22 protein-coding genes are annotated in these 18,426 nt (G+C 37.6%); 7 read left to right on the forward strand and 15 right to left on the reverse strand.

Translation table 11 applies throughout. The features are described from left to right. Positions 1–4 precede the first annotated feature (4 nt). From G7092_RS18655 to G7092_RS18665, 3 genes are all read right to left on the reverse strand, one after another. Entirely contained in the window at positions 5–733 is a 729-nt protein-coding gene (locus G7092_RS18655) for a LytR/AlgR family response regulator transcription factor (protein ID WP_166091379.1), read from the reverse strand. Then, positions 726–1,643 (reverse strand): sensor histidine kinase, encoded by a 918-nt coding sequence (locus G7092_RS18660; protein WP_166091380.1) that lies wholly within the window; start codon positions 1,641–1,643, stop codon positions 726–728. The genes G7092_RS18655 and G7092_RS18660 overlap by 8 nt, the downstream gene beginning before the upstream one ends. Positions 1,644–3,268: 1,625 nt before the next feature. Next, positions 3,269–3,676 (reverse strand): helix-turn-helix domain-containing protein, encoded by a 408-nt coding sequence (locus G7092_RS18665; protein WP_166091381.1) that lies wholly within the window; start codon positions 3,674–3,676, stop codon positions 3,269–3,271. A 146-nt stretch (positions 3,677–3,822) separates the two neighbouring features. Here G7092_RS18665 and G7092_RS18670 point away from each other — a divergent pair, with 146 nt between their 5' ends. Genes G7092_RS18670 through G7092_RS18695 form a run of 6 tightly spaced genes read left to right on the forward strand, consistent with a single transcriptional unit; the run spans position 3,823 to position 9,080 of the window. Further along, a complete protein-coding gene (locus G7092_RS18670; RefSeq protein WP_166091383.1) occupies positions 3,823–4,062 on the forward strand; it encodes a hypothetical protein in 240 nt (79 codons plus the stop codon). A 4-nt stretch (positions 4,063–4,066) separates the two neighbouring features. Then, positions 4,067–5,410, forward strand: coding sequence for a hypothetical protein (locus tag G7092_RS18675; protein ID WP_166091384.1), 1,344 nt, complete (start codon positions 4,067–4,069; stop codon positions 5,408–5,410). Then, complete coding sequence (locus G7092_RS18680) at positions 5,400–6,071, forward strand: hypothetical protein (protein WP_166091385.1); 672 nt, start codon at positions 5,400–5,402, stop codon at positions 6,069–6,071. Before G7092_RS18675 ends, G7092_RS18680 begins: the two co-directional genes overlap by 11 nt. Before the next feature lie 19 nt (positions 6,072–6,090). Further along, entirely contained in the window at positions 6,091–7,944 is a 1,854-nt protein-coding gene (locus G7092_RS18685; RefSeq protein WP_166091386.1) for a HEPN domain-containing protein, read from the forward strand. A gap of 10 nt (positions 7,945–7,954) precedes the next feature. Continuing rightward, positions 7,955–8,698 carry a hypothetical protein gene (locus tag G7092_RS18690; RefSeq protein ID WP_166091387.1) on the forward strand — a complete coding sequence of 248 codons (744 nt, stop codon included), beginning with the start codon at positions 7,955–7,957 and terminating at the stop codon, positions 8,696–8,698. Position 8,699: 1 nt separating this feature from the next. Further along, positions 8,700–9,080 (forward strand): hypothetical protein, encoded by a 381-nt coding sequence (locus G7092_RS18695; protein ID WP_166091388.1) that lies wholly within the window; start codon positions 8,700–8,702, stop codon positions 9,078–9,080. 310 nt (positions 9,081–9,390) lie between these two features. On the opposite strand, the gene G7092_RS18700 is transcribed toward G7092_RS18695, so the two are convergent. From G7092_RS18700 to G7092_RS18725, 6 genes are all read right to left on the reverse strand, one after another. Then, positions 9,391–9,558: a hypothetical protein gene (locus G7092_RS18700; protein ID WP_166091389.1), complete on the reverse strand. Its 168-nt coding sequence runs from the start codon at positions 9,556–9,558 to the stop codon at positions 9,391–9,393. 10 nt (positions 9,559–9,568) lie between these two features. Further along, a complete protein-coding gene (locus G7092_RS18705) occupies positions 9,569–9,949 on the reverse strand; it encodes a hypothetical protein (protein WP_166091390.1) in 381 nt (126 codons plus the stop codon). Between the two features lie 4 nt (positions 9,950–9,953). Then, positions 9,954–10,259: a hypothetical protein gene (locus tag G7092_RS18710; protein WP_166091391.1), complete on the reverse strand. Its 306-nt coding sequence runs from the start codon at positions 10,257–10,259 to the stop codon at positions 9,954–9,956. Positions 10,260–10,302: 43 nt separating this feature from the next. Further along, positions 10,303–11,310, reverse strand: coding sequence for a DUF932 domain-containing protein (locus tag G7092_RS18715; RefSeq protein ID WP_166091393.1), 1,008 nt, complete (start codon positions 11,308–11,310; stop codon positions 10,303–10,305). Positions 11,311–11,334: 24 nt separating this feature from the next. Beyond that, positions 11,335–11,505: a hypothetical protein gene (locus G7092_RS18720; protein WP_166091394.1), complete on the reverse strand. Its 171-nt coding sequence runs from the start codon at positions 11,503–11,505 to the stop codon at positions 11,335–11,337. Between the two features lie 205 nt (positions 11,506–11,710). Further along, entirely contained in the window at positions 11,711–12,307 is a 597-nt protein-coding gene (locus G7092_RS18725; protein WP_202985358.1) for a hypothetical protein, read from the reverse strand. Positions 12,308–12,888: 581 nt separating this feature from the next. Between G7092_RS18725 and G7092_RS18730 the strand changes: the two genes are divergently transcribed. Continuing rightward, on the forward strand, positions 12,889–13,638 hold the full coding sequence (locus G7092_RS18730; RefSeq protein WP_166091395.1) for a hypothetical protein: 750 nt from the start codon (positions 12,889–12,891) through the stop codon (positions 13,636–13,638). Positions 13,639–13,644: 6 nt separating this feature from the next. Here the strand turns inward: G7092_RS18730 and G7092_RS18735 are convergent, their stop codons facing one another. From G7092_RS18735 to G7092_RS18760, 6 genes are all read right to left on the reverse strand, one after another. Next, positions 13,645–14,097, reverse strand: a complete 453-nt coding sequence (locus G7092_RS18735; RefSeq protein WP_166091396.1) for a hypothetical protein — start codon at positions 14,095–14,097, stop codon at positions 13,645–13,647. Between the two features lie 34 nt (positions 14,098–14,131). Then, complete coding sequence (locus G7092_RS18740; RefSeq protein ID WP_166091397.1) at positions 14,132–15,310, reverse strand: PDDEXK-like family protein; 1,179 nt, start codon at positions 15,308–15,310, stop codon at positions 14,132–14,134. Positions 15,311–15,315: 5 nt separating this feature from the next. Beyond that, positions 15,316–15,732, reverse strand: coding sequence for a hypothetical protein (locus tag G7092_RS18745; protein ID WP_166091398.1), 417 nt, complete (start codon positions 15,730–15,732; stop codon positions 15,316–15,318). A 99-nt stretch (positions 15,733–15,831) separates the two neighbouring features. Beyond that, on the reverse strand, positions 15,832–16,008 hold the full coding sequence (locus G7092_RS18750; protein ID WP_166091399.1) for a BF3379 family histone-like protein: 177 nt from the start codon (positions 16,006–16,008) through the stop codon (positions 15,832–15,834). 57 nt (positions 16,009–16,065) lie between these two features. Beyond that, positions 16,066–17,328, reverse strand: a complete 1,263-nt coding sequence (locus G7092_RS18755; protein ID WP_166091400.1) for a hypothetical protein — start codon at positions 17,326–17,328, stop codon at positions 16,066–16,068. Positions 17,329–17,357: 29 nt separating this feature from the next. Then, positions 17,358–18,422 carry a hypothetical protein gene (locus tag G7092_RS18760; RefSeq protein ID WP_166091401.1) on the reverse strand — a complete coding sequence of 355 codons (1,065 nt, stop codon included), beginning with the start codon at positions 18,420–18,422 and terminating at the stop codon, positions 17,358–17,360. Between the last annotated feature and the right edge of the window lie 4 nt (positions 18,423–18,426).

Consider the following 18,426-nt stretch of genomic DNA (forward strand, 5'->3'; position numbering starts at 1 on the left):
CGGTCTATTTAAAACTATTACGGAGTAAAAAGTTTGCAAATTTTAATTTGTATGACAAGCCCAAGGGGATATAACCTGTAATATTATCCAGAAATATTCTGTTTCCGTCAATTTTCTTAATTCTTTTAACAGGGATAATATAAGAACGGTGAACACGGATAAAATCTTTTAATCTTAATCGTTCTTCCAGATCTTTCATATTTAACATGGAAACGATTTTTTCGTGAATTGTGTATATGGTAACGTAATTTTTTAACCCTTCAATGTAAAGGATGTCATTATTATTTACCTTAATCATTTTGTTTTTAGTGTCCACCTTTACAAAAAAGTAGCTATCCCTTTCATCTTCTGTTGTAATACTCGCCTTATTGAGTAAATTTTGTACTCGATTTACAGTTTTTAAAAACCGATCTAATGAAATGGGCTTCATTAAATAGTCTAAAGCGCCATATTCATAACTATCTAGCGCATATTTCGAATATGCTGTAGTTAAAACAAAGAATGGAGGCCCGTCTGAAGAAATGTTTAATAGTTTTAAAAGGTCAATACCAGAAAGTTTTGGCATGTTTATATCCAGAAATACCAAATCGATGTCCTCATTATGTAAAAACGCAATGAGTTCAAGAGGGTCTGTAGTTGCTAATTTGATATTTAGCCAAGGAATATCCTTAGTGTATTCCAATAGGATATCAATGGCATGTTGTTCATCATCAACAATTATACATTTAATCATTATCAAGGTTTAGTTTCAAATGGCATTCATAATTGACGTTATCTTCTTCTACGTGAAAATAATAGTTTCGTTTATAGATAATATTCAATTGCCCTTTCAATAATTTTAAACCATTTCCTGACGATTCAAATTTATGACCGAGTAAATTCTTTTTATTACGAATAAGGATGCTGGTTTCATCCATACGTATGTCAATTCTTATCACCATCGGATTTAGCTCATCCGTCAGGTCACCATATTTAAAAGCATTTTCTACTAAGGTTATCAATAAAAAAGATACAATCCTTTTTTGATCCGGGTCACCTGTTACCTGGTAAATGATCTGTAACTTAGAATTAAAACGAAGTTGATTTAAGTAAATATAATTCTGAATGTGTTCTAGTTCTAATTTTAGCTCAACTAATCCATTATTTTCCTGGTTCTTCAACGCATATCGCATCATGTCAGAAAGAATTAATAGAGATTTTGCTAAAGGTTTCGACAATGGATAAATGTTAGAGTAAAAGAAATTGAGTGTATTATATAAAAAATGAGGATTTACCTGTGATTTGATAAAAGCCAACTGGGTGTCTGCAATGATTCTCTTTAACTCTTTTTCGTCAAGCGTTTTTTGGAAATGTTGTTCTTCAACCATCCTAAGTTTCCTTTCTGTTAGTACGGCCCTTTTCGCAAACCCAAAGCCGGTACCTAATCCGATAAAATAAACCACACGCCATAACCGCTCAGCGATAAACATGTTGGTAAATACACTAGTAAACTGAGGCTTACTAATATTTTCTATTATTGGATATATATAAATAGATAGGAAACCAGAGCCTAATAAATAGATGTTTACAACTAAAATGAGTTTAAAAAAAGCTATTCCCCAAAAAGAAAATGAATTTTTTTTTGGGAAAATATATTCTGACACTGTATAGAAAACTAAAATATTTAAAACAAATGAAAACAATATCTGGTCAAACTTTATCTCATTAGGGTTAATAATTAACAAAATTGAAATTTCATATACTATATATATAACCCATATTGTTATGTGTGTGATTATTAATTTTCTGTTAAATTTCACAGTGGTGATTTTTGTTTGTATAGTGAATATAACTAATTGATACCGGGCAAAAAAGTACTTGGTGTATTATTTTTCATATCTATTTTATAGATGTATAATTTCATAACTAAAGAAATCAAAAATATTTAATTATGAAAAGTCAAAATTGTACCAAACTAAGATTAAAAAAGAAAGTTATCGTGAGATTCACTACAGGAAAAGCATTAAGCTATGGCTCGATTAGATTAGCTGATACTTTTGATACCGATAATTCAACCTCTGTGATTACGGTAACGCATATGTAAGCACATTTAAACTTGATAAGGTGATGTTGCTATAGGATGGGCTCTGCATAGATTCAATATGTAGTCACATAAAAAGTAGATTAAACTATGTAAATCCAGCGAAAAATGTCGTAACAGCCATGTGCCCATAGGTCATTTTAATCTACTTATTGAGGCAAAAAAACCGTTTCTGATGCAGAACGGTTTTTTTACATAGGTGCTCACCCCACAGGTACGTATTAGTAATGGTTAAGACCGGGTTCGTGGTATTGGTAGTGTTATAATATTGGGGTGTAGAGGAGGTGAAACCACTATTACTGAGTTATTTGAAGAGTATGGGAAAATTAAAGAAGATGTGCCGCGGAGGTTTCAAACAAAAAAAGGTTACATTTTAACTTGTTTTTCTGGTTGACCACCTTAATGGTAAGGGACATATACAAGCTCAAAACGGCACCACACGCCTGCTGTTTTAAGGGATTGTTACCCAGACAAATGATCTTCGGATCAATGGTATTATTCAGGTCCAGTGTAAAATCATTGCCTGATAATACATAATACAAAGTCGGATCATCAAGCGAAAACATTTAATGGCGAAGGATATTAGAGGATGGCAGTTTACAACATCGGCCACTACGACTATGTATGCTCCGATTCAGCCTGATGTAAATAGATGAACATTTTTATAAAAAAACAGTGGTTATAGACTGATGGGCTAAATCAGCGGGATTAAAGATACTTATATGGCATTTAATTAGCGATGGGGCTTTTATCGGTTATTTCAGCTGACTTTTTGTGCGGAAATGGAAATCTACAAAAATGCATAATTAACACTTTTAGTCGTTTTTGTAAAATGGGTTCTGGAGATTTGCAATTCATGGAAAAGCTCTGTAAATATTTGATTCACAGAGCTTTATTTTTTCAGCGGAGAGGGAGGGTTTTGTAACACCCCTTAATTTCCGCTCCATTTTGATATTTTGAGGGTTTTCAATTCTGTACTCACCGAATTACTCACCACTTTCAATTTGCTTTGGTATAGCTGCAAATGCTATATACAAACATACAAAAAATCTCTCTTTTGCAAGTATTTTTTTAGCACAATTCAGTTTGTTTAACTACCTTTTTCACCGCCAAACTTCGTATAAGAGAGTGGAGCTTCGCGCGGACACGGATGAACGAACAAATTCGCCCGTACTCGGTCTTTTAACGTTATTTATCTCTTAGCAATTCATTTTTTTCTTTTTCAGCCTGTAACAAGCGTTCGTATAAATTTTTATTTTCTTCAAACAGTTCAACCAATTTATCTATTGGGTTAAATGTGCAAGTGTTGTTATGGCCAAAATTACTGCTGGAAACTGATTGATTAAAAGTGTTAAAATAATTTATCACGGCCTCCTCTGAAAAGTTCTTAATGGCATCGGTGGTAACTCCTAAAATTTTAGCTATATTTTCTAAGACATCATCTTCAATCACTTCACTTTGCTCCATACGGGATACGGTCTTTTGACTTACTCCTAATTGAGTAGCTAAATCCTCTTGTTTAATCCCCCTTAGTTCACGAATACGGCTAATTTTTCGGCCTATATGTTGGTTTGTAGGTTTTTCAGATGTTGTCATAAGATCGAAATGCAAGATTATAAAATGTAAAGATACAAAACATACTGTTACATAAAATAGTCACCCAAATGAGTAAAACAGTCCCGTTTTGACTTCGATAGACCGTGCGATCTCATGAAATTAGATTACACAGTAAATCAAGTATCATGAAAGTAATCATTAATAACATCAATATCTACTTTAATACCGGGTACAAAAGCACTATTAACATAGGTGCCGAAAGGCCAACTACAGCGGATATTAGGGATTTCTCTCCTCATATCGTCGTCAACGATGGCGTTGTAACCGACGATAACGCATTTCTTGAACGCTTAAAGGAACGCCTAATGCAAAGCGAACAAGAGGTCAAAGATTTTTTGGAAAAGTATAATACAGAAACGAGGTAGTATTATGGCAAAGAAACAGAGAAAACAGGAGACAAGTATATTACCCGGTCAATTGCTTTATACTATCCCATTAGAGAATGATGATCTAATTTTAACTAAAGAGGTGTTGTACAAGCATTATCAAGGTTTAAATGTCAACCAACGAACTCTAAGGGTAACCGTGCCAACGGTTAACTATGACAATAATATTTTTAGACTATCAGTGGAATCGGTTAATGACAAACCTCACTATGTATTCGTCCAAATTGAGCGGCATAAAATACAGGTAGCATGCGATTGCGGAATGCCTGATAATACGCTTTGTCAGCATGCCTACGGAGGCATTTTTGATTTAATGCATCATAAAGACATGTATCTGGAAGACTATTATTGGCCGGGATTAGGGCAGAAACATAATAAAGAACTAAAATATTTATATGTAGATGCCGAAGGTCACCATGTAAACATTTACCCCAGACCAGCGTATGGTAATATTTTTAAAGATGGTTGGGGCTTTTCACTGGATCACTATCACCAGTTTGATGTCGGCATGTTGAATGAAACAAATAAAGATGCCACAAACAAACTGGTAGTCGGTTACAATGTCATCTATACCGAATTAGGTTTGTGGTTTTCACAACTACCGATGCTGATGCCATTCGTTGGTAAAACCGCTAAACATAGTGATCATATAGTTGCTTGTGGTCAATATTTGCGAAAGGGCAAAGCAATAACTGAGGATGTTGTTTTAACTGAAAATCAAAATGCATTAAATCAAATAAGCCACGAAATGCATACGCTGGTCAAATCCATTGGCCGACAAGACAACGATGCTAATATTGTAAAATGGGTAAATGCTGTACCTATCCTCATTAAATTGTGGCAGAAAGCGATACCGAAGCTTTTTTATGAACCGCACGTTTATAGCAGTCAAGGCGAGGGACATTTAACCTGGAACAATAAGCCTGTCAAATCCAATATGTCTAATTGGCACGTTTCAAGTGAGCCATTTCTAATTACGTTTAACCTGAAAGGCCATAAAGACCATTTTATTTTAGAGCCGGCCATTAAATCGCCTGCGAAACATATTTCACATTACAGAAAGGTTCCGCTTTTTCTGATAGATGCCGAAAATCATACCTTTTATCTTGTTCAATCGGCACAGGATGAAGCTTTATTGAACTGGCTAAGAATATCAGGTAACAAACTGACCGTTTTAAAGGAACATTTTTCTGACTTCCATAATCGGTTTCTTAATAAGCTAAGCGAGTGCTATACTGTAATCTACCAACCTTTCAGTTCGACTAAAAAAGTCGCCTACTCTTTAAACGAAATCATCCAACGAAACCAAAATAACGATGGCAAATAAAATAACGGAAATCCCTTTAACGGAAACATATCAGAGAAAAATATCACCTGTTGATTTTTGTGCAATTTATAGTTTGATGTTGAAGCGAATAGCAAAAGGTTATAGCGCATCAGAAGTCTCATTTCTCATGGGTCGTGACGATGGCGCTGTAGGCAAGTTAGAACGGTTTTATTATAAAACACTTACGCTTGAATATCTACATATTTATACCAGCATACTCGACGATGATGCCCTAAATGGGATAATAGTCAGCGACAGGGATGAGTGGCACGATATAAATTACCAAATCGTCAAGACCACGGAAAGAACTGTTATACGTCATGAGGTATTTGAAATTCTAAACGATAACAATCTCCGGCAACTATTCAATTTGTTTGAGCCCAATCCCGAATATGACAAGTTTAAATATTCTACCTCTTATGAAATGGGAATTGAGCAAGCAAGGGAAATTCTTAAATCTCTTTTAGAGGGCGTTTCTTTTCAAACACCTGAAAGCCCTTTAGATATTTACCGCCGTTGCCGGCGAATTTGCACTTACAATAGTTTTAGGCCCCGCTATGTGCAGGCCGCATTAAACGATATAACGCAAAGCAAAGATTACCCCAAATTAAAACGCATCAAAACGAAGAAACACGGCTATCTGTACGAAAAAGCGTTTTAGCCACCTTAATCATCATCACATGAAAATAACAGAATTAAAAATAGTCGGGGACATGATAGCTGAAAAGATTTCAGTTGAAAAAATTTATTGCGTAAGTCACGCGGATAACAATACGCATCACCTAATAATCATAATTCCTGCCAGTTGCGGGACTAAATTTACTGAATTGGAACCGTTTGTTAGAATGGCTACCAACGCAAGTAAAAACATCACTTACACATTTTACCAAACAGGTGAAATCAGGGCAGCCTTAAAAAAAGGCAATCTTCTATTCCATTTAGCTTGTACTGAGGATAATCTGCTTTACAACAAAAAGGACAGTCTCGATTTACCGCAAAGCAAAGCTGAAAATTTATTGGAATGGAAACGTGAGGCAAACGTACAGTTTGAGGACGGAGCGGCAAAGGCTATGGCTTTTTTGGATGGTGCCAATTTTTATAGTGAGAAAAACGACACGGGCTTAACCGTGTTTATGCTCCACCAGTTTATAGAGTTGACATATAGGACACTGGAATTAGCTCTACTTGCCAAGGAGAAAAAAACACATAGCATTACACTACATCAGGCTCTTGTTTCTCCATTACTCCCGCAGATTGGCTTATTATTCCCGGACAACACATCCGAAGAAAAAGAAATATTGAAAACGCTTAATAATGCTTATTCTGCAGTTAGATATGAGCAAAACCATCAAGTAAACGAAGCATTTATACCAACCTTGTTTCACCGGGCTTATCTATTGCAAAAAAGAGCAGCAAGCATTATCAGCGACCTTAATGCCTTACTTGATGTAAAAATTAAAGACGCCGAAATCTTTGAAGAAAGTGCCCAGGATAACCAAGCAGCCTATACAGAAAAGTCAATTTCGCAAGAACTTCAATCAACACATTTACAAACCGCTCATCAGGCGATCTTTATAAATAACGGAACTGGAAATTATATCAATGCAGTAAATTGCAGCATTAAGAAAGTAAGGAGTTCCAGCGGTTGCGACAACGATTTGATAGCATCGTTGAAAGAAAATACAACAACGCCGAGAAAACTTAAACCAGAATTGGAAAAGGTAGTAGCATTAATTCTTGAACATCTCAACCCCGATCAGATATATATCTTCGGCAGCCTAAAAGTTGAATCGAGTAATGTACATTTATTCAATGTAAAGGAACCGTTTGCTAATACCGATTTGCATTACGATCTGCTGGCAATAAGCCCCTTATTAAATCCTTACGGCACCAATATTCAAAGTATCATAAATGGGGTTAATGGTGTAACAATCAATTTATTTGTTCATACAAAGGAAGATGCCCTAAAGAAACTGGAAAACCAAAATAGATTTTTTCATACGGTGTTCAAACACGGTGATTTAGTGTATTCAAGAGAACCTCTCTTTGACCAAGAAAGCATCACCTGGGTAACCAAAGATGACAACCGTAGTCAGACCGTAGCGTATTCCGAAAGGAGAATTTTTCGGGCTACTGCTATTTTAAAGGCCGTAGAACTCATAAAAGACGATGTATTTGAAGTAACAGTGGCTTTGTTGTCGCAAAGCTTAGAACAAGCCTGCTTAGGGCTAATCTACAATTTCTTAGGTTATTCACCCAACCTGCATAGCTTATCACATCTGCTAAGCATCTGTAAAATATTTTGGCCTGAAAATGAAGATTTCTTCCCTATACAAAAAGCCTATGATAAAAAATTACTGGCGATACTATCGCAAAGCCATTCAGCACTTCGCTACGGTTCCGGAAAATCGATTGACCCTGACGAATTAAACGAAATTTATTCGAGGGTTGAAACTTTTGTAATAAGGGCTGAAAAACTCTATTTAACTACTCTTTCGGAAGTTGAGATTGAAGACTACGAGGCGGTAAAATAATTTATGTAACATGACTGTTCAAAGAAACGATATCATAAACATTCCTTTGGAATTTAAATTGGCGTGCCTGGTTGAAGGCTTTAGCGAACAGGCGGTCTTACAAGCCTTTATAGATCACATATCATTCTATGCCGTATTAGGTAGTGGTTATATTAAAGGATATAGGGAGGCAACCAGCGCGCTTAAAGAATTGAACTTTACCAATTCAAAAGGTCAGGCTTCAGAAGCTTTTGCAAATAATAGGGAGATCGCATCACAATGCACAATTGAAATTTTGAAGATCGGTATTCAAACAGGTAACGCTAAAGCAAAAAAAAACAGGAGCCGGAAATATATAAAAAAGCTTTTTGATACAATGGAACGCACTTACAGCACAGACAAATTGTATTTGGCTGAAGAATCAGTGCTTGTCTTCAATGAGGATTTTCAGGTTTTATGTGAATTCTTCAACCGTTATCCAAAAGAATACCTGGAATACTTCATGTCAAAAATTGACCTCGCAGACCATCTTGCACGAATTGGCTTAAATAAGTTAATTGTAAATGGTTCAATGGCTTTTTTTGCAATGCTCATGGGCGGCTTTATTAAAGATAATATACGGAACCTTGCAAAACCTGCCACAGAATTGCAAATCGAATTTATTGATGAGCTACAGCAATTACACGCAAAAAATTTTATTGTGAGGAACGTTGAAAAGCGGCGAGTGATCTACCACAATTTCTTTTATAACTATTACAACAAAACCAATTTCTAATATGGAATCGACTTTAAAAATCACTTTGCCCGAAGATTTCATCATGTTATGTGAAATTTTTGCCTTTAAACCTCAAGTCATCATACAGCTAATCATAGATCAAATTTCGTTCCCCCGCTTTTATGCTCACTCACATGATAAAGGTAAATGGGCTACGCTTATACTTCTGGACTATTTAGATAATGAGCATCATTGGAATAAAAAAGAACGAAAGTTGAATGAGCATTATCTTGAAAAGTTCTTCGATACTTTAGAAGCTGCCATAGAAAACACGCCGGTTGATATGGAAATGGCAGCGCGGGAGATAATTAAAGAGTGGCATAAAGCAATAGGCAAGGAAAGGGCGAAATATTTATTAGATAACCTGCCGAAGGATGGATAATCTCTGTCAATTTTAAGAATAGGCAAAATCAGAACTTGGTAACAAACTTGGAAAATTAGAGAACTAATTGATTTTTGATAGTTAAAAAAGGCATTTAGAGCGGAAAAATTTCTGTCATAAGAGGTGATTGAAATGGCTTTTATAGAAGCTTTCGGAAGCTTTTGCGCGGGTATAAAGAAGCCTTATATCCACCTTGTGAGTTCAAATAAGGCGATATAAGGCATTATTTAAGAATGGAAATATAAGCGGCCGTTTTGTCATTCCAAGCGCTTAAATGGCCTGATTTTGCGCCGCAAATTTTTACTAAAAATTACACATATTCCGAACCTGTGAAATATTCAGGCCAGTTATCCAATATAATTTGGCGGTTTGTTCCGTCTGCATACTGGCATAGTTGAAATAAAGTAATTGTAAATTTATTAAGGTTCAACTTCTCCTCATCCATCCATCTATCATATAAACATTTTTCGTTTGCCATGGTTTTTAAATTAAGCGTGAAACAATAAGGCTACCGCCAGTTTAAATTTTTCGTCCTTGCTATTATGCTGCGCATATTTTACTACCCGGTCATTTACAAAAATTACCGTATAGTCAAATGACCCGAATAACTGGTCTGAAAAAACCTTGCTGCTTTTAACCATAGTTGAACGGTACTTAGCTATGCGCTCCCGTACCTGTTGTGATAAGTTTAGCCACATATCAAAGGACATTAAACCAAAATCCCATGTTTTGTGGTGTTCCTCCTGATTGCTTTGCAGTTCTGCGCATACTTCTGTGATGCGGTCTAATAGGTGGGGTATTTCATCGGGAAAAAGCTCGTGTAATAGTTTAGCTTTATCGGTATTGGTGAGACTTCTTAAATTTTTCATTTTATTATTTTTTAGGTAAGCGATTTAGTTCCTTTTCATAGTCATCGGGTATCACGGGCGGGTGGTCGTTTAAACTGACTTTTACCGATACACCGTCTTTATCAAATGCGAAAGCGACATTTTTAGGCTTTACGTGGTTGATGGTCAATATTTCACATTTTCGCTTTTTCAGGATGGTATAAGCGTCGAATAATGCGGTGCTAAAACTGATACCTATTCCGGCGATATGATGATTCTTGTATAACTTCCCGTTCTTCTTTCGGACGGTAAGGGCAAAATCGTATTCGTAACAGATCGTTAAATCTTCCATTAGATTAAAGTTTAATAAGGCGGGACTGGCCCGCCCTATATGGTTAATTTAGTATGAGGACATCCGTGCCGTGTTTGGAGAAATCCGTACAGAGATCAAAGGCGGTTTGTCCCCTTTGTGAACCCGTTCCATACATGATGCTTTTAAATTTGCTTTCTTCGTCCCTGAAATTGCGGACGTTTTGAAAATACCCCGTGATACTGTTATATGCCCCGAACAACGTGCCTTTGGTGGTGTGTTCCTGTTGGCTATTAGCGGTCATGGCATAATCAAAAACACTGCTTACCATATTGTTATAATGGCTTGATAGTTCGGCTTCCTTACCTGTTTTTAGCTTTTGGTAAGTTTCCTTATTCGGTATCATGGCTAACTGTATCAACCGTTTTACCTGCGGGTCGGTTATCCTAACCCTCGCCCATCGGTTAAATATCGCCTCCAGTTCAACAGTCAGTTGGTCGGATAAGCTTAACATTTGATGTGCGCTTTTTAGCTTTTCTTCTGCGCTTGCCGTATGCCTGATATGTACGGCATTGGTGCAGTTCCTTAAAGCAGCATTAAGCGTATTTGAACACCAAATGCGCACGGGGGTAAATGCAATGGTTATACAGCCTGTACCGTTGTGGGTTGAAGTCAAAAACAGGTAATTGTCAATTAAATCGTCCCTGCCAACCCTGATATGTGCGGGTAGCTTGGCGGTAATGAATATTGTCTCCCCGTAGCCCAACGCTCCGGCTGTCTCATATTTTATTAGATTTTTACCCCCTGCGATGCTGTCGAAAAAATCAAATGCCTGTGTATTCTGTATGACCGTATAATCACTGCCGATTTTATCGCCTAAAATCGCCTCGGTATCGGTACGGAATGTAAAGTAGCTGTTATCGGATATGATATTTATGCCACTTGGCAGGGGATGAATATTTGAACGCTTTACGACTTCAAAATCCAAACCCGCTTCCTGTATGGCTTCTGCGCTCGTTGCGTTATCGGATATAGTTTTGCCTATCATCTGCCACACTTTGGGCTTAACAAGGCTGTTGTTTATTGCTGTCATTTTGTTAAATTTTTGTAGTTGAGATTACCTGCGTTTAGTCCGCAAGTCCATGATTTGACTATTAAGCACTTTTACATTTTTGCTATCCATGACGGTGTAAATCGTATTGCGCTGTACTTCGCCTATAGCATCCTGTATATTTTTGTAATTGGTGTCAATCACTACTTTGATCAATAAATAAACTGTGTCTTTCATGGCAATTATTAATTAAAGCCGTTTAAAAACTCGGTGTATTCCATTTGAAAAACTGCCGGATTTTCAAGGGCTAAGTTTTCAGCGTAACCCTCCCAAAAAATTTGGTTGGTCAATTCGATAAATAACTCGTACATGGGTATATCCTGATTATGTGTTTATGGATTAATTATGCCCCCTTGCAATGTTGCAGGGGGCATTTATTTAATTATTGGGGCAATACGATTGAGGCTTCAATCTCTGCCAGTTTATCAACGCACATGCTGTTTACCATTTGTGCTACAGCCCAAATGATAGTCGGGTTCTTGGTTTCAAACTTGTTGCGTTTGTCGTCCTCGATGGTCAGCACACACCCGGTATAGTAATTGGTGTCGGTAGTGTCTGCCTCGTCCCGCAATTCCACTTCAAAACTTTCTAAGTTTTTAATCGTGTCCTGTAGCTTATTGCGTTGGTTGCTCTTGCGGTGCATTTCTTCAATCCACTTTAGCGTACCCTCCAAATTAAGCACGGGTTTAATGGTTGCCTTTACCTCTGCTTTGGTCGGTTCGGCCTTTGGCTGCTCCTGTGGCTTTTCTTCTGCTTTCGGCTGTTCAGCTTTTGCGGTGTCGTACCCGTTAAGTGCTGGTTTAGCGGTTTCTTTGACAGGTTCGGTTTTAACCGGCTCGTCTTTTTTCGGCTCTTCCTTTTTAGCCGGTGCATTAAAAGAAGTGCTAACGGGCAGGTTATTAACTCTATCTGCTGTGCCGTTCTGTGCTTTGTTCTCAACTTTGTTGTTTTTTCCGCTTTCTATTACTGTGGTTTTCATGATTTCTAATTTTAAAATTGTTTTAACTGTATGGATTAATTGCCCGAAAGGGCGTGTGCCGGGTGTCAGTCGTTGCGACCTGTCGCAACGCTTCGGGCTGTGCGGTGGGCTTCTCCCTTTTGATGTTTTTTCTGCGTTCATGGTTTTTCCTCTTTAAGTCAGTCACCCTCGGCAGCAGCCTCCGGTGGCTTTTTATTGAGCAACTCACCTGAACACGGCAGTCTGAAGGGCAAGACTTTTTGGAAAAAAAAACCTCGTGAGCGCAGCGAGCAGGGAAGATTTTTTTCCAAAAACCGCAGGCCCCGGTCTTGACATTCAGACCTGCCGTTCAGAAATTTGCTTTGTAAAAAGCCAGTGGAGTAAAATGAATAAGCTTATAAGGAGTTGAAAATCACTTAAAAAAGGGCGGTAAATAAAATATGGGGCGGAACGCAACCCGTATTTCCATTGCAGAGAAGCGGCAGAGGAACGAAGCGGCTGCAACTGCTGATGTTAAATAAATTAGCATGTCCCACTTTTCGAACTTTTTGTGCAATAAATTTGTGCGATAGCTTTTAATATTTTAAAATAAACTATTGGGTATGTCTGAACTAAAAGATCATTTGTATTTCTTACTTGCCGATAACATTGATTATAATTCTGCCTTTGATGTTTTTATGGTTAAAGACAGTTTTGAAAATATAAGTTCATGGATGAACGAGACTGACAAGAGCATAGCCAGCGATGAAGATTTTTTTATTGACGTATTGGCGGGAACAGATATTCCATTTCTTATTTATGGTGCCTGCTTTAATTTGGCGATTATCGGTACTCAATATGCGCTACCTGCTTTACTTTTTAAAGAGGAAGCCGAAATTCCCCATACGCAAGCCGAAATCCGTAATGCTATTGACCGTATTCAGGCACGGGCCGGAATAACTGCTGAACAAATGAGTGTGCTTAAAGACCCGCAATTTAAACGGGTCAGGTGGAACAAAAACGCCTTGACTTTCTTATGCGTGTTCAGTGTGATAATCATATCGTTGGAAATGGATATGGAAGATAAATATACAGAGGCCCTGGGTGATTTTTTGATTAGTGAATTAGGGGTAGATATGGGTGGTTTTATTTCCATCAGTGATTTTAGGATGTGCCATGAGGAAACGGATGCCTATTTCAACGAGATGAGCCAATATGATAAACTATGGCGGTCGGAAATTGCAGTAACGGATATTTTAAGAGGGTCTGATATTGAGGAAAGTCAGGAAAGTAAGTTAAAAGAGTTTTATACCGAATTAATGAATGAGTATTTAAATATTCAAGTGGTCAAAACTTTTGTTAATAATTTTTAGGAATGATCATATCCGATTCCAATCTGGAAGCCGGCCGTGTAGTTCTATGTGTAATTTTCGCAATTCAGCATCTTTTTTTAAGGGGCAATCATTATAATGTTCATTATGAGTTACAAACCAGCATATCTTCAAACTATCAATCTTTTCAGTTGCCATTAGTTGTAGCCAGAATTTAGATCTTTTTAATTTAACTTTTGCCCCATTGTCTTTATAAGTATATCTTCCATTAATTAGCCTATCCCTAATACCACCTAAGCCTTTTCTTATACTTACTTTGCCATTGGGTAATAATTTACCTGAGCTTCCAATGTAAACAAGTTTTTCTTCGCCGTTGGTTAGGGCATAAATTAAATAGATACCGCTCTTATCGCTTGGGGCATTGCATTGCTTAAATGGCTCGTTGTCAGGAAAAAAGTTAAAAGAGCCGTTTTCGGTATATTTTGTCAATAAATCTTTCATGATGGCAAAATGTCAATGCGATTTTAAAGTTTATTTATAGTGAGATTCCGGCTGCAAGTTTTAAAAGATATTCAATTTTTTCTTTTACCATTGCCGCCATTTCACCGTTTTCTATTGCTTTCCAAGCTTCATATTTACTCCAGTTGCGATAAGGGTCTTCGATTCGCTGGTACAGCGGCCACCAGGCATTTTCTTTATTCTTGTTATTTATCAGACTTCCCAATGCCGACTTTATCTCAATAGGCAACTCCAACGGTGTATCAACTTTATCCGGATCGCTCTTAGCTGTAAATCCATAAACCAAATCTTTGTCGTAACTCCAAAATTGAAAAGTGATGCCTACATGTTTCCATTCCTCATTCCAAAACCAAAATCCTCTATAATTAGTATTAAAGTCAATATTATATTCATAGTGTAATTTCAGTTCGTTAGCAATATTGGCTAATTCATCATAAAATTGTTCAAGTAGGAGCAAACAGGCATTATCTAAATTTTCATGTATGATAAATGAGGCTTCAAGACTTTTTGACATTAATACGGCAACTTCGTTTTTCATAGTTTCATTTAAAGTTTGATTGGTTAAGTATTTAACGAGATTTAAATATTGCGTTAAGGACTCCCTGATAATCGGTAAAACGGCAACTTCTTTGCGACACGCTTCCAGCCATTGGTAAATATGGTGACCATAGGAGAAACATTTATAATGTATGCCGCTTTCAAGTTCTTCCTTGCTATAATATTCAGGTTCTTTGCCGTTTAATGAGAGATAGATGAGATCTGCCTTTGGGGAATATTTATAATATCTTAAGATTTGGTTAGCCTGATCACCGGCATATATCTTGTTTTCAATAATAATATGATTTTGGAATTTGTCAGTGACTAAAATATCTATTCTTCCACCTTCGGTGCCATTGTTGGTGATTAAACCAGTATGCTTTTCAACATGGACTGTGCAACTTTCAGTATCAATATCATTCTGTTTAAAGCAGAATGATTTTATGAATAATTTAAGAAAAGTGTCTTTTTGCCCATGCGAACCTTTGGGATTTAAGAGTTCGGCAATAAAGGCGGAATGCATTCTGACTTCAGCGGATTCCAGTTTTAGTATGCGGAAGACATTGAAGTTTTCACCGGTAAGTTCGTTAATTGTTAAATAACGAGTGTTAATGGATTGTATCTGCTGTAAAAGATTATTTAATGATTCTAAGCCCATATAACCTATTGGGCTTGAATGTCATCATAATCGCTGACATCTTTAATATTCAGATATCTTTTATTGTTTTCGGCGACAATGCCAGTATCATCGGTTACTGAAACAAGCTGGTCATTTAAAATGGTTATAAATTCTTCAGTGCCAGCTACAATCTTTTCAACGAATGACGAGTACACATTTGGGGCAATTAATTGGAAATATAACTTGTAATTAAGCATAGTAACTATTAATTCGCCTTTATCATTTTTTTGCAGACCAACGTCACTACTTTTTTCTTCCCCTGATGTACGATGTTTAAACGTTATGGTAAGTACATTGGGCGTGTTTTTTTCGAAGTTTATTTCATATTGATCATTTGTAAACTTGGTCGTAAGTAATTGATTAAAATATTCGGGGCTCAATTCATGGTTTGTTTCGGACATATATAGGGCTTTAGATTTCTATCAAATATAGGATACAATATCGCATAAAAGTAAACAACCCCCTGTTTAATGCAGGGGGCTGTTAATAAGCTTTTTTCCTTAGTTGGCTTTTTTCTTAGTGGTTACATCCTGACGGATTTCCTGTGCCGTAACCTTGATTTCCTGTAAGGCTTTGCGGAGCCTGGTACCGGCTGTACTGTTTCCTTTTTCATAGAACTTTGTAGCATCAGCTTCTGCTGAAGAAACCAAGTCTTTCAATTTTGCGATCTTACTCATGATGATGATTTTAATATAAATAATTTTGTTAATTGTTAAATCCTAAAGGAATGGGAGTTAAACTCCCATTCCTTGTTCCTGCTCTTTCTCTTTTGCTTTGCCGACGTTAAGGTTATTGTTAAGCGCAGGTTCTTTAAGAAACTGTTCCCTTTTTTCAGGTTTGCCGTTATCCTGGAACATATTGATCTGGCCGTAGCGTGGTACTGCCTCAATATTCAATTTGATTTCCTGCCCATCTTTAACGGTCGTGATGGATGGACGGTTACCATTATGCAGGGATTCTACCAAAGCCTCTTTTTTAGCAGGGTCATTTAGTTCCTTGATCTGAAACTTTTCCAGCACCTTTTCTAAATCAAAACCATAAGTCGGAACATGGTACTGGTTGGTCGTATAGTTCTGATAACGGTCTTTAGGACTGTCCATATCCAACTTGATCCACGCTTTATACGCACCGGCAGCGTTAACCAAATCATCACGATAAACCGCGCGGCCCTGTATAAGATTGGCTCCCTGCTCGGCGGTGAACCCTTTGCCACGCTCGACAAAGAACGTCTGCGTTTTCGCCGGACTGCGGAACGGCACTTGAAACTCTTTGGCAACATAGTTGACCTTTCCTTTTTCCATTTTGGCAAGTTCTGTTTTGTGTGCAGCATCCTTGCCAGCGGCCAATACACTGTCGCCTTTTTGTTCCTTAAAAAATGCTATGGCCTCGTGCATGTGGGCAAATGGTTTTACCAGATTTTTACCCTGCTCATTTGGATTGGGTGATATGACCATATACTTTTGACCCTCTTCCAACGGTTTAGCCGTATTCAACGTTACCTCAAATTTGTTGAAGTAATAGTTTTCGGATTGGCCGGACTGTTTGAAATGCAGTGTCATGTCCACTTGTCCCCTGGTGCCTTTCATTTTGTCATTTAACGAAAATTCAGGCACGCCCTTTTCCATTTGCTGCTGCATGGCAGCTATGGTTTTTTCACTGAAACGAAGCTTCGTTAATTCTTCTTTCAGATTTTCCAGATTGTTGTAATTCATAACTTCTTGTTTTGTTAACTGATTAAATTCTTTTACTTCATTGATCATCTGATCTATAGTGCGATAGTATACCGGATCATGGTTATCACCTGGCAAAGAGCCAAAGCCGGATTTCATTTCAAGGTAATCGAGAGCAGCGTTGCGTGATTTGAAAAACTGAAGCTGATATGGTTGCAATTGCAAATCGCTTGGTTGCATTTCAAATACCACATATTGATGCCCCGCTTTCTGGGCATTTTCCAGTAACCTAATTACCAGTTCAGCATGTTTGGTTTCTAAATTCATGATATGAGTTTGCTATGATAAAAATATAGCTATCCAATGCCCAGCGATTGTGACTGCTCTTTATCAGATTCTTTTTGTTTGACCAGTGTAAGGGTGTTTTCGGAACGTAGCTTTTGTGCGTCCTCCTTTCTTTCCATTAATGTTTCTATGCTGACAGGTTGGTTATTTTGGTCACGTATCAATATGGATTGTTCTGCCGGATTGGCTTCCAGGTATAGCATTTCACCAATGGGCGGACGCGCCTGATAAGCAATTTGGTTACCTTGCTGCAATTCGTTTAACAATTCCTTTTTATTCGCACCCGTGATGCCAATTTTGGGAAAGACCTCGTTTAACGATCTTTCCAACCCGCCTGCGTGGTGATATTCTTTTGTTTTGTATTGATCGCTGGCAAGGTTTGTCGTAAGATCAAGTTGTATCCATTTTTGAGCGGTCAGCCCATCCGCAGTTTCATACGATTTTAATACTGGCCTCCCGCTCAAAAGGTTAACGGCTTCCTGCGCCCTCACAGACGTATCGGCATTAAACGTGTGCGATCTTTCGGGCTGCCCATCCCTAAGTACCGTAGCTTTGTAGTCAATAAAATGATATTCACCCGTTTTATCTTTTTCCAAACGTACTACGATGTCGAGTGTACTCTTGTCTGCTAATTGGGTAGTCATTGGAATACCTATGCGATTACTTTCATAATCCAGATAATTTTCAAGCTTGCCGCTATACGATGACAACCCTAACGCTTTAAACTGGTGTTTAAGCAGATCAAGGCCAGCTTCCTTTTGATGTTGGAACCGGCGCAAGTGCACCGGTTTATCGTACAAGCTTGCTTTGATCTGGTGCATCAGCCTGATGAAGCGATTCGGATATAATTTTTTTTGCAGGTTGCGTGTGACCAAGGCAATGGCATTAAGGTAAACCATTTCCTTTTCGTTGGGCTGAACAGATAGCCTGTATAGGCCCTTGCGCATAAAATCGTATTTCTCCCGCTGTATAGCCCTGATACTTTCGGCACTGCTGCCCAATAGCTTTTCCATACGCAGCTGACGTTCTTCCCAATTCTGCCAAAGCTGTTCAGCCCTGTTTATATCCTTTTTCATAGCT

The organism is Mucilaginibacter inviolabilis (assembly GCF_011089895.1).
Lineage (GTDB): Bacteria > Bacteroidota > Bacteroidia > Sphingobacteriales > Sphingobacteriaceae > Mucilaginibacter > Mucilaginibacter inviolabilis.

Excerpts from the sequence above, each read along its gene's own strand:
- G7092_RS18655 (WP_166091379.1), bottom strand. The coding sequence starts at position 733 with ATGATTAAATGTATAATTGTTGATGATGAACAACATGCCATTGATATC.
- G7092_RS18665 (WP_166091381.1), bottom strand. The coding sequence starts at position 3,676 with ATGACAACATCTGAAAAACCTACAAACCAACATATAGGCCGAAAAATT.
- G7092_RS18670 (WP_166091383.1), top strand. The coding sequence starts at position 3,823 with ATGAAAGTAATCATTAATAACATCAATATCTACTTTAATACCGGGTAC.
- G7092_RS18675 (WP_166091384.1), top strand. The coding sequence starts at position 4,067 with ATGGCAAAGAAACAGAGAAAACAGGAGACAAGTATATTACCCGGTCAA.
- G7092_RS18680 (WP_166091385.1), top strand. The coding sequence starts at position 5,400 with ATGGCAAATAAAATAACGGAAATCCCTTTAACGGAAACATATCAGAGA.
- G7092_RS18685 (WP_166091386.1), top strand. The coding sequence starts at position 6,091 with ATGAAAATAACAGAATTAAAAATAGTCGGGGACATGATAGCTGAAAAG.
- G7092_RS18690 (WP_166091387.1), top strand. The coding sequence starts at position 7,955 with ATGACTGTTCAAAGAAACGATATCATAAACATTCCTTTGGAATTTAAA.
- G7092_RS18695 (WP_166091388.1), top strand. The coding sequence starts at position 8,700 with ATGGAATCGACTTTAAAAATCACTTTGCCCGAAGATTTCATCATGTTA.
- G7092_RS18700 (WP_166091389.1), bottom strand. The coding sequence starts at position 9,558 with ATGGCAAACGAAAAATGTTTATATGATAGATGGATGGATGAGGAGAAG.
- G7092_RS18705 (WP_166091390.1), bottom strand. The coding sequence starts at position 9,949 with ATGAAAAATTTAAGAAGTCTCACCAATACCGATAAAGCTAAACTATTA.
- G7092_RS18710 (WP_166091391.1), bottom strand. The coding sequence starts at position 10,259 with ATGGAAGATTTAACGATCTGTTACGAATACGATTTTGCCCTTACCGTC.
- G7092_RS18715 (WP_166091393.1), bottom strand. The coding sequence starts at position 11,310 with ATGACAGCAATAAACAACAGCCTTGTTAAGCCCAAAGTGTGGCAGATG.
- G7092_RS18720 (WP_166091394.1), bottom strand. The coding sequence starts at position 11,505 with ATGAAAGACACAGTTTATTTATTGATCAAAGTAGTGATTGACACCAAT.
- G7092_RS18725 (WP_202985358.1), bottom strand. The coding sequence starts at position 12,307 with ATGAAAACCACAGTAATAGAAAGCGGAAAAAACAACAAAGTTGAGAAC.
- G7092_RS18730 (WP_166091395.1), top strand. The coding sequence starts at position 12,889 with ATGTCTGAACTAAAAGATCATTTGTATTTCTTACTTGCCGATAACATT.
- G7092_RS18735 (WP_166091396.1), bottom strand. The coding sequence starts at position 14,097 with ATGAAAGATTTATTGACAAAATATACCGAAAACGGCTCTTTTAACTTT.
- G7092_RS18740 (WP_166091397.1), bottom strand. The coding sequence starts at position 15,310 with ATGGGCTTAGAATCATTAAATAATCTTTTACAGCAGATACAATCCATT.
- G7092_RS18745 (WP_166091398.1), bottom strand. The coding sequence starts at position 15,732 with ATGTCCGAAACAAACCATGAATTGAGCCCCGAATATTTTAATCAATTA.
- G7092_RS18750 (WP_166091399.1), bottom strand. The coding sequence starts at position 16,008 with ATGAGTAAGATCGCAAAATTGAAAGACTTGGTTTCTTCAGCAGAAGCT.
- G7092_RS18755 (WP_166091400.1), bottom strand. The coding sequence starts at position 17,328 with ATGAATTTAGAAACCAAACATGCTGAACTGGTAATTAGGTTACTGGAA.
- G7092_RS18760 (WP_166091401.1), bottom strand. The coding sequence starts at position 18,422 with ATGAAAAAGGATATAAACAGGGCTGAACAGCTTTGGCAGAATTGGGAA.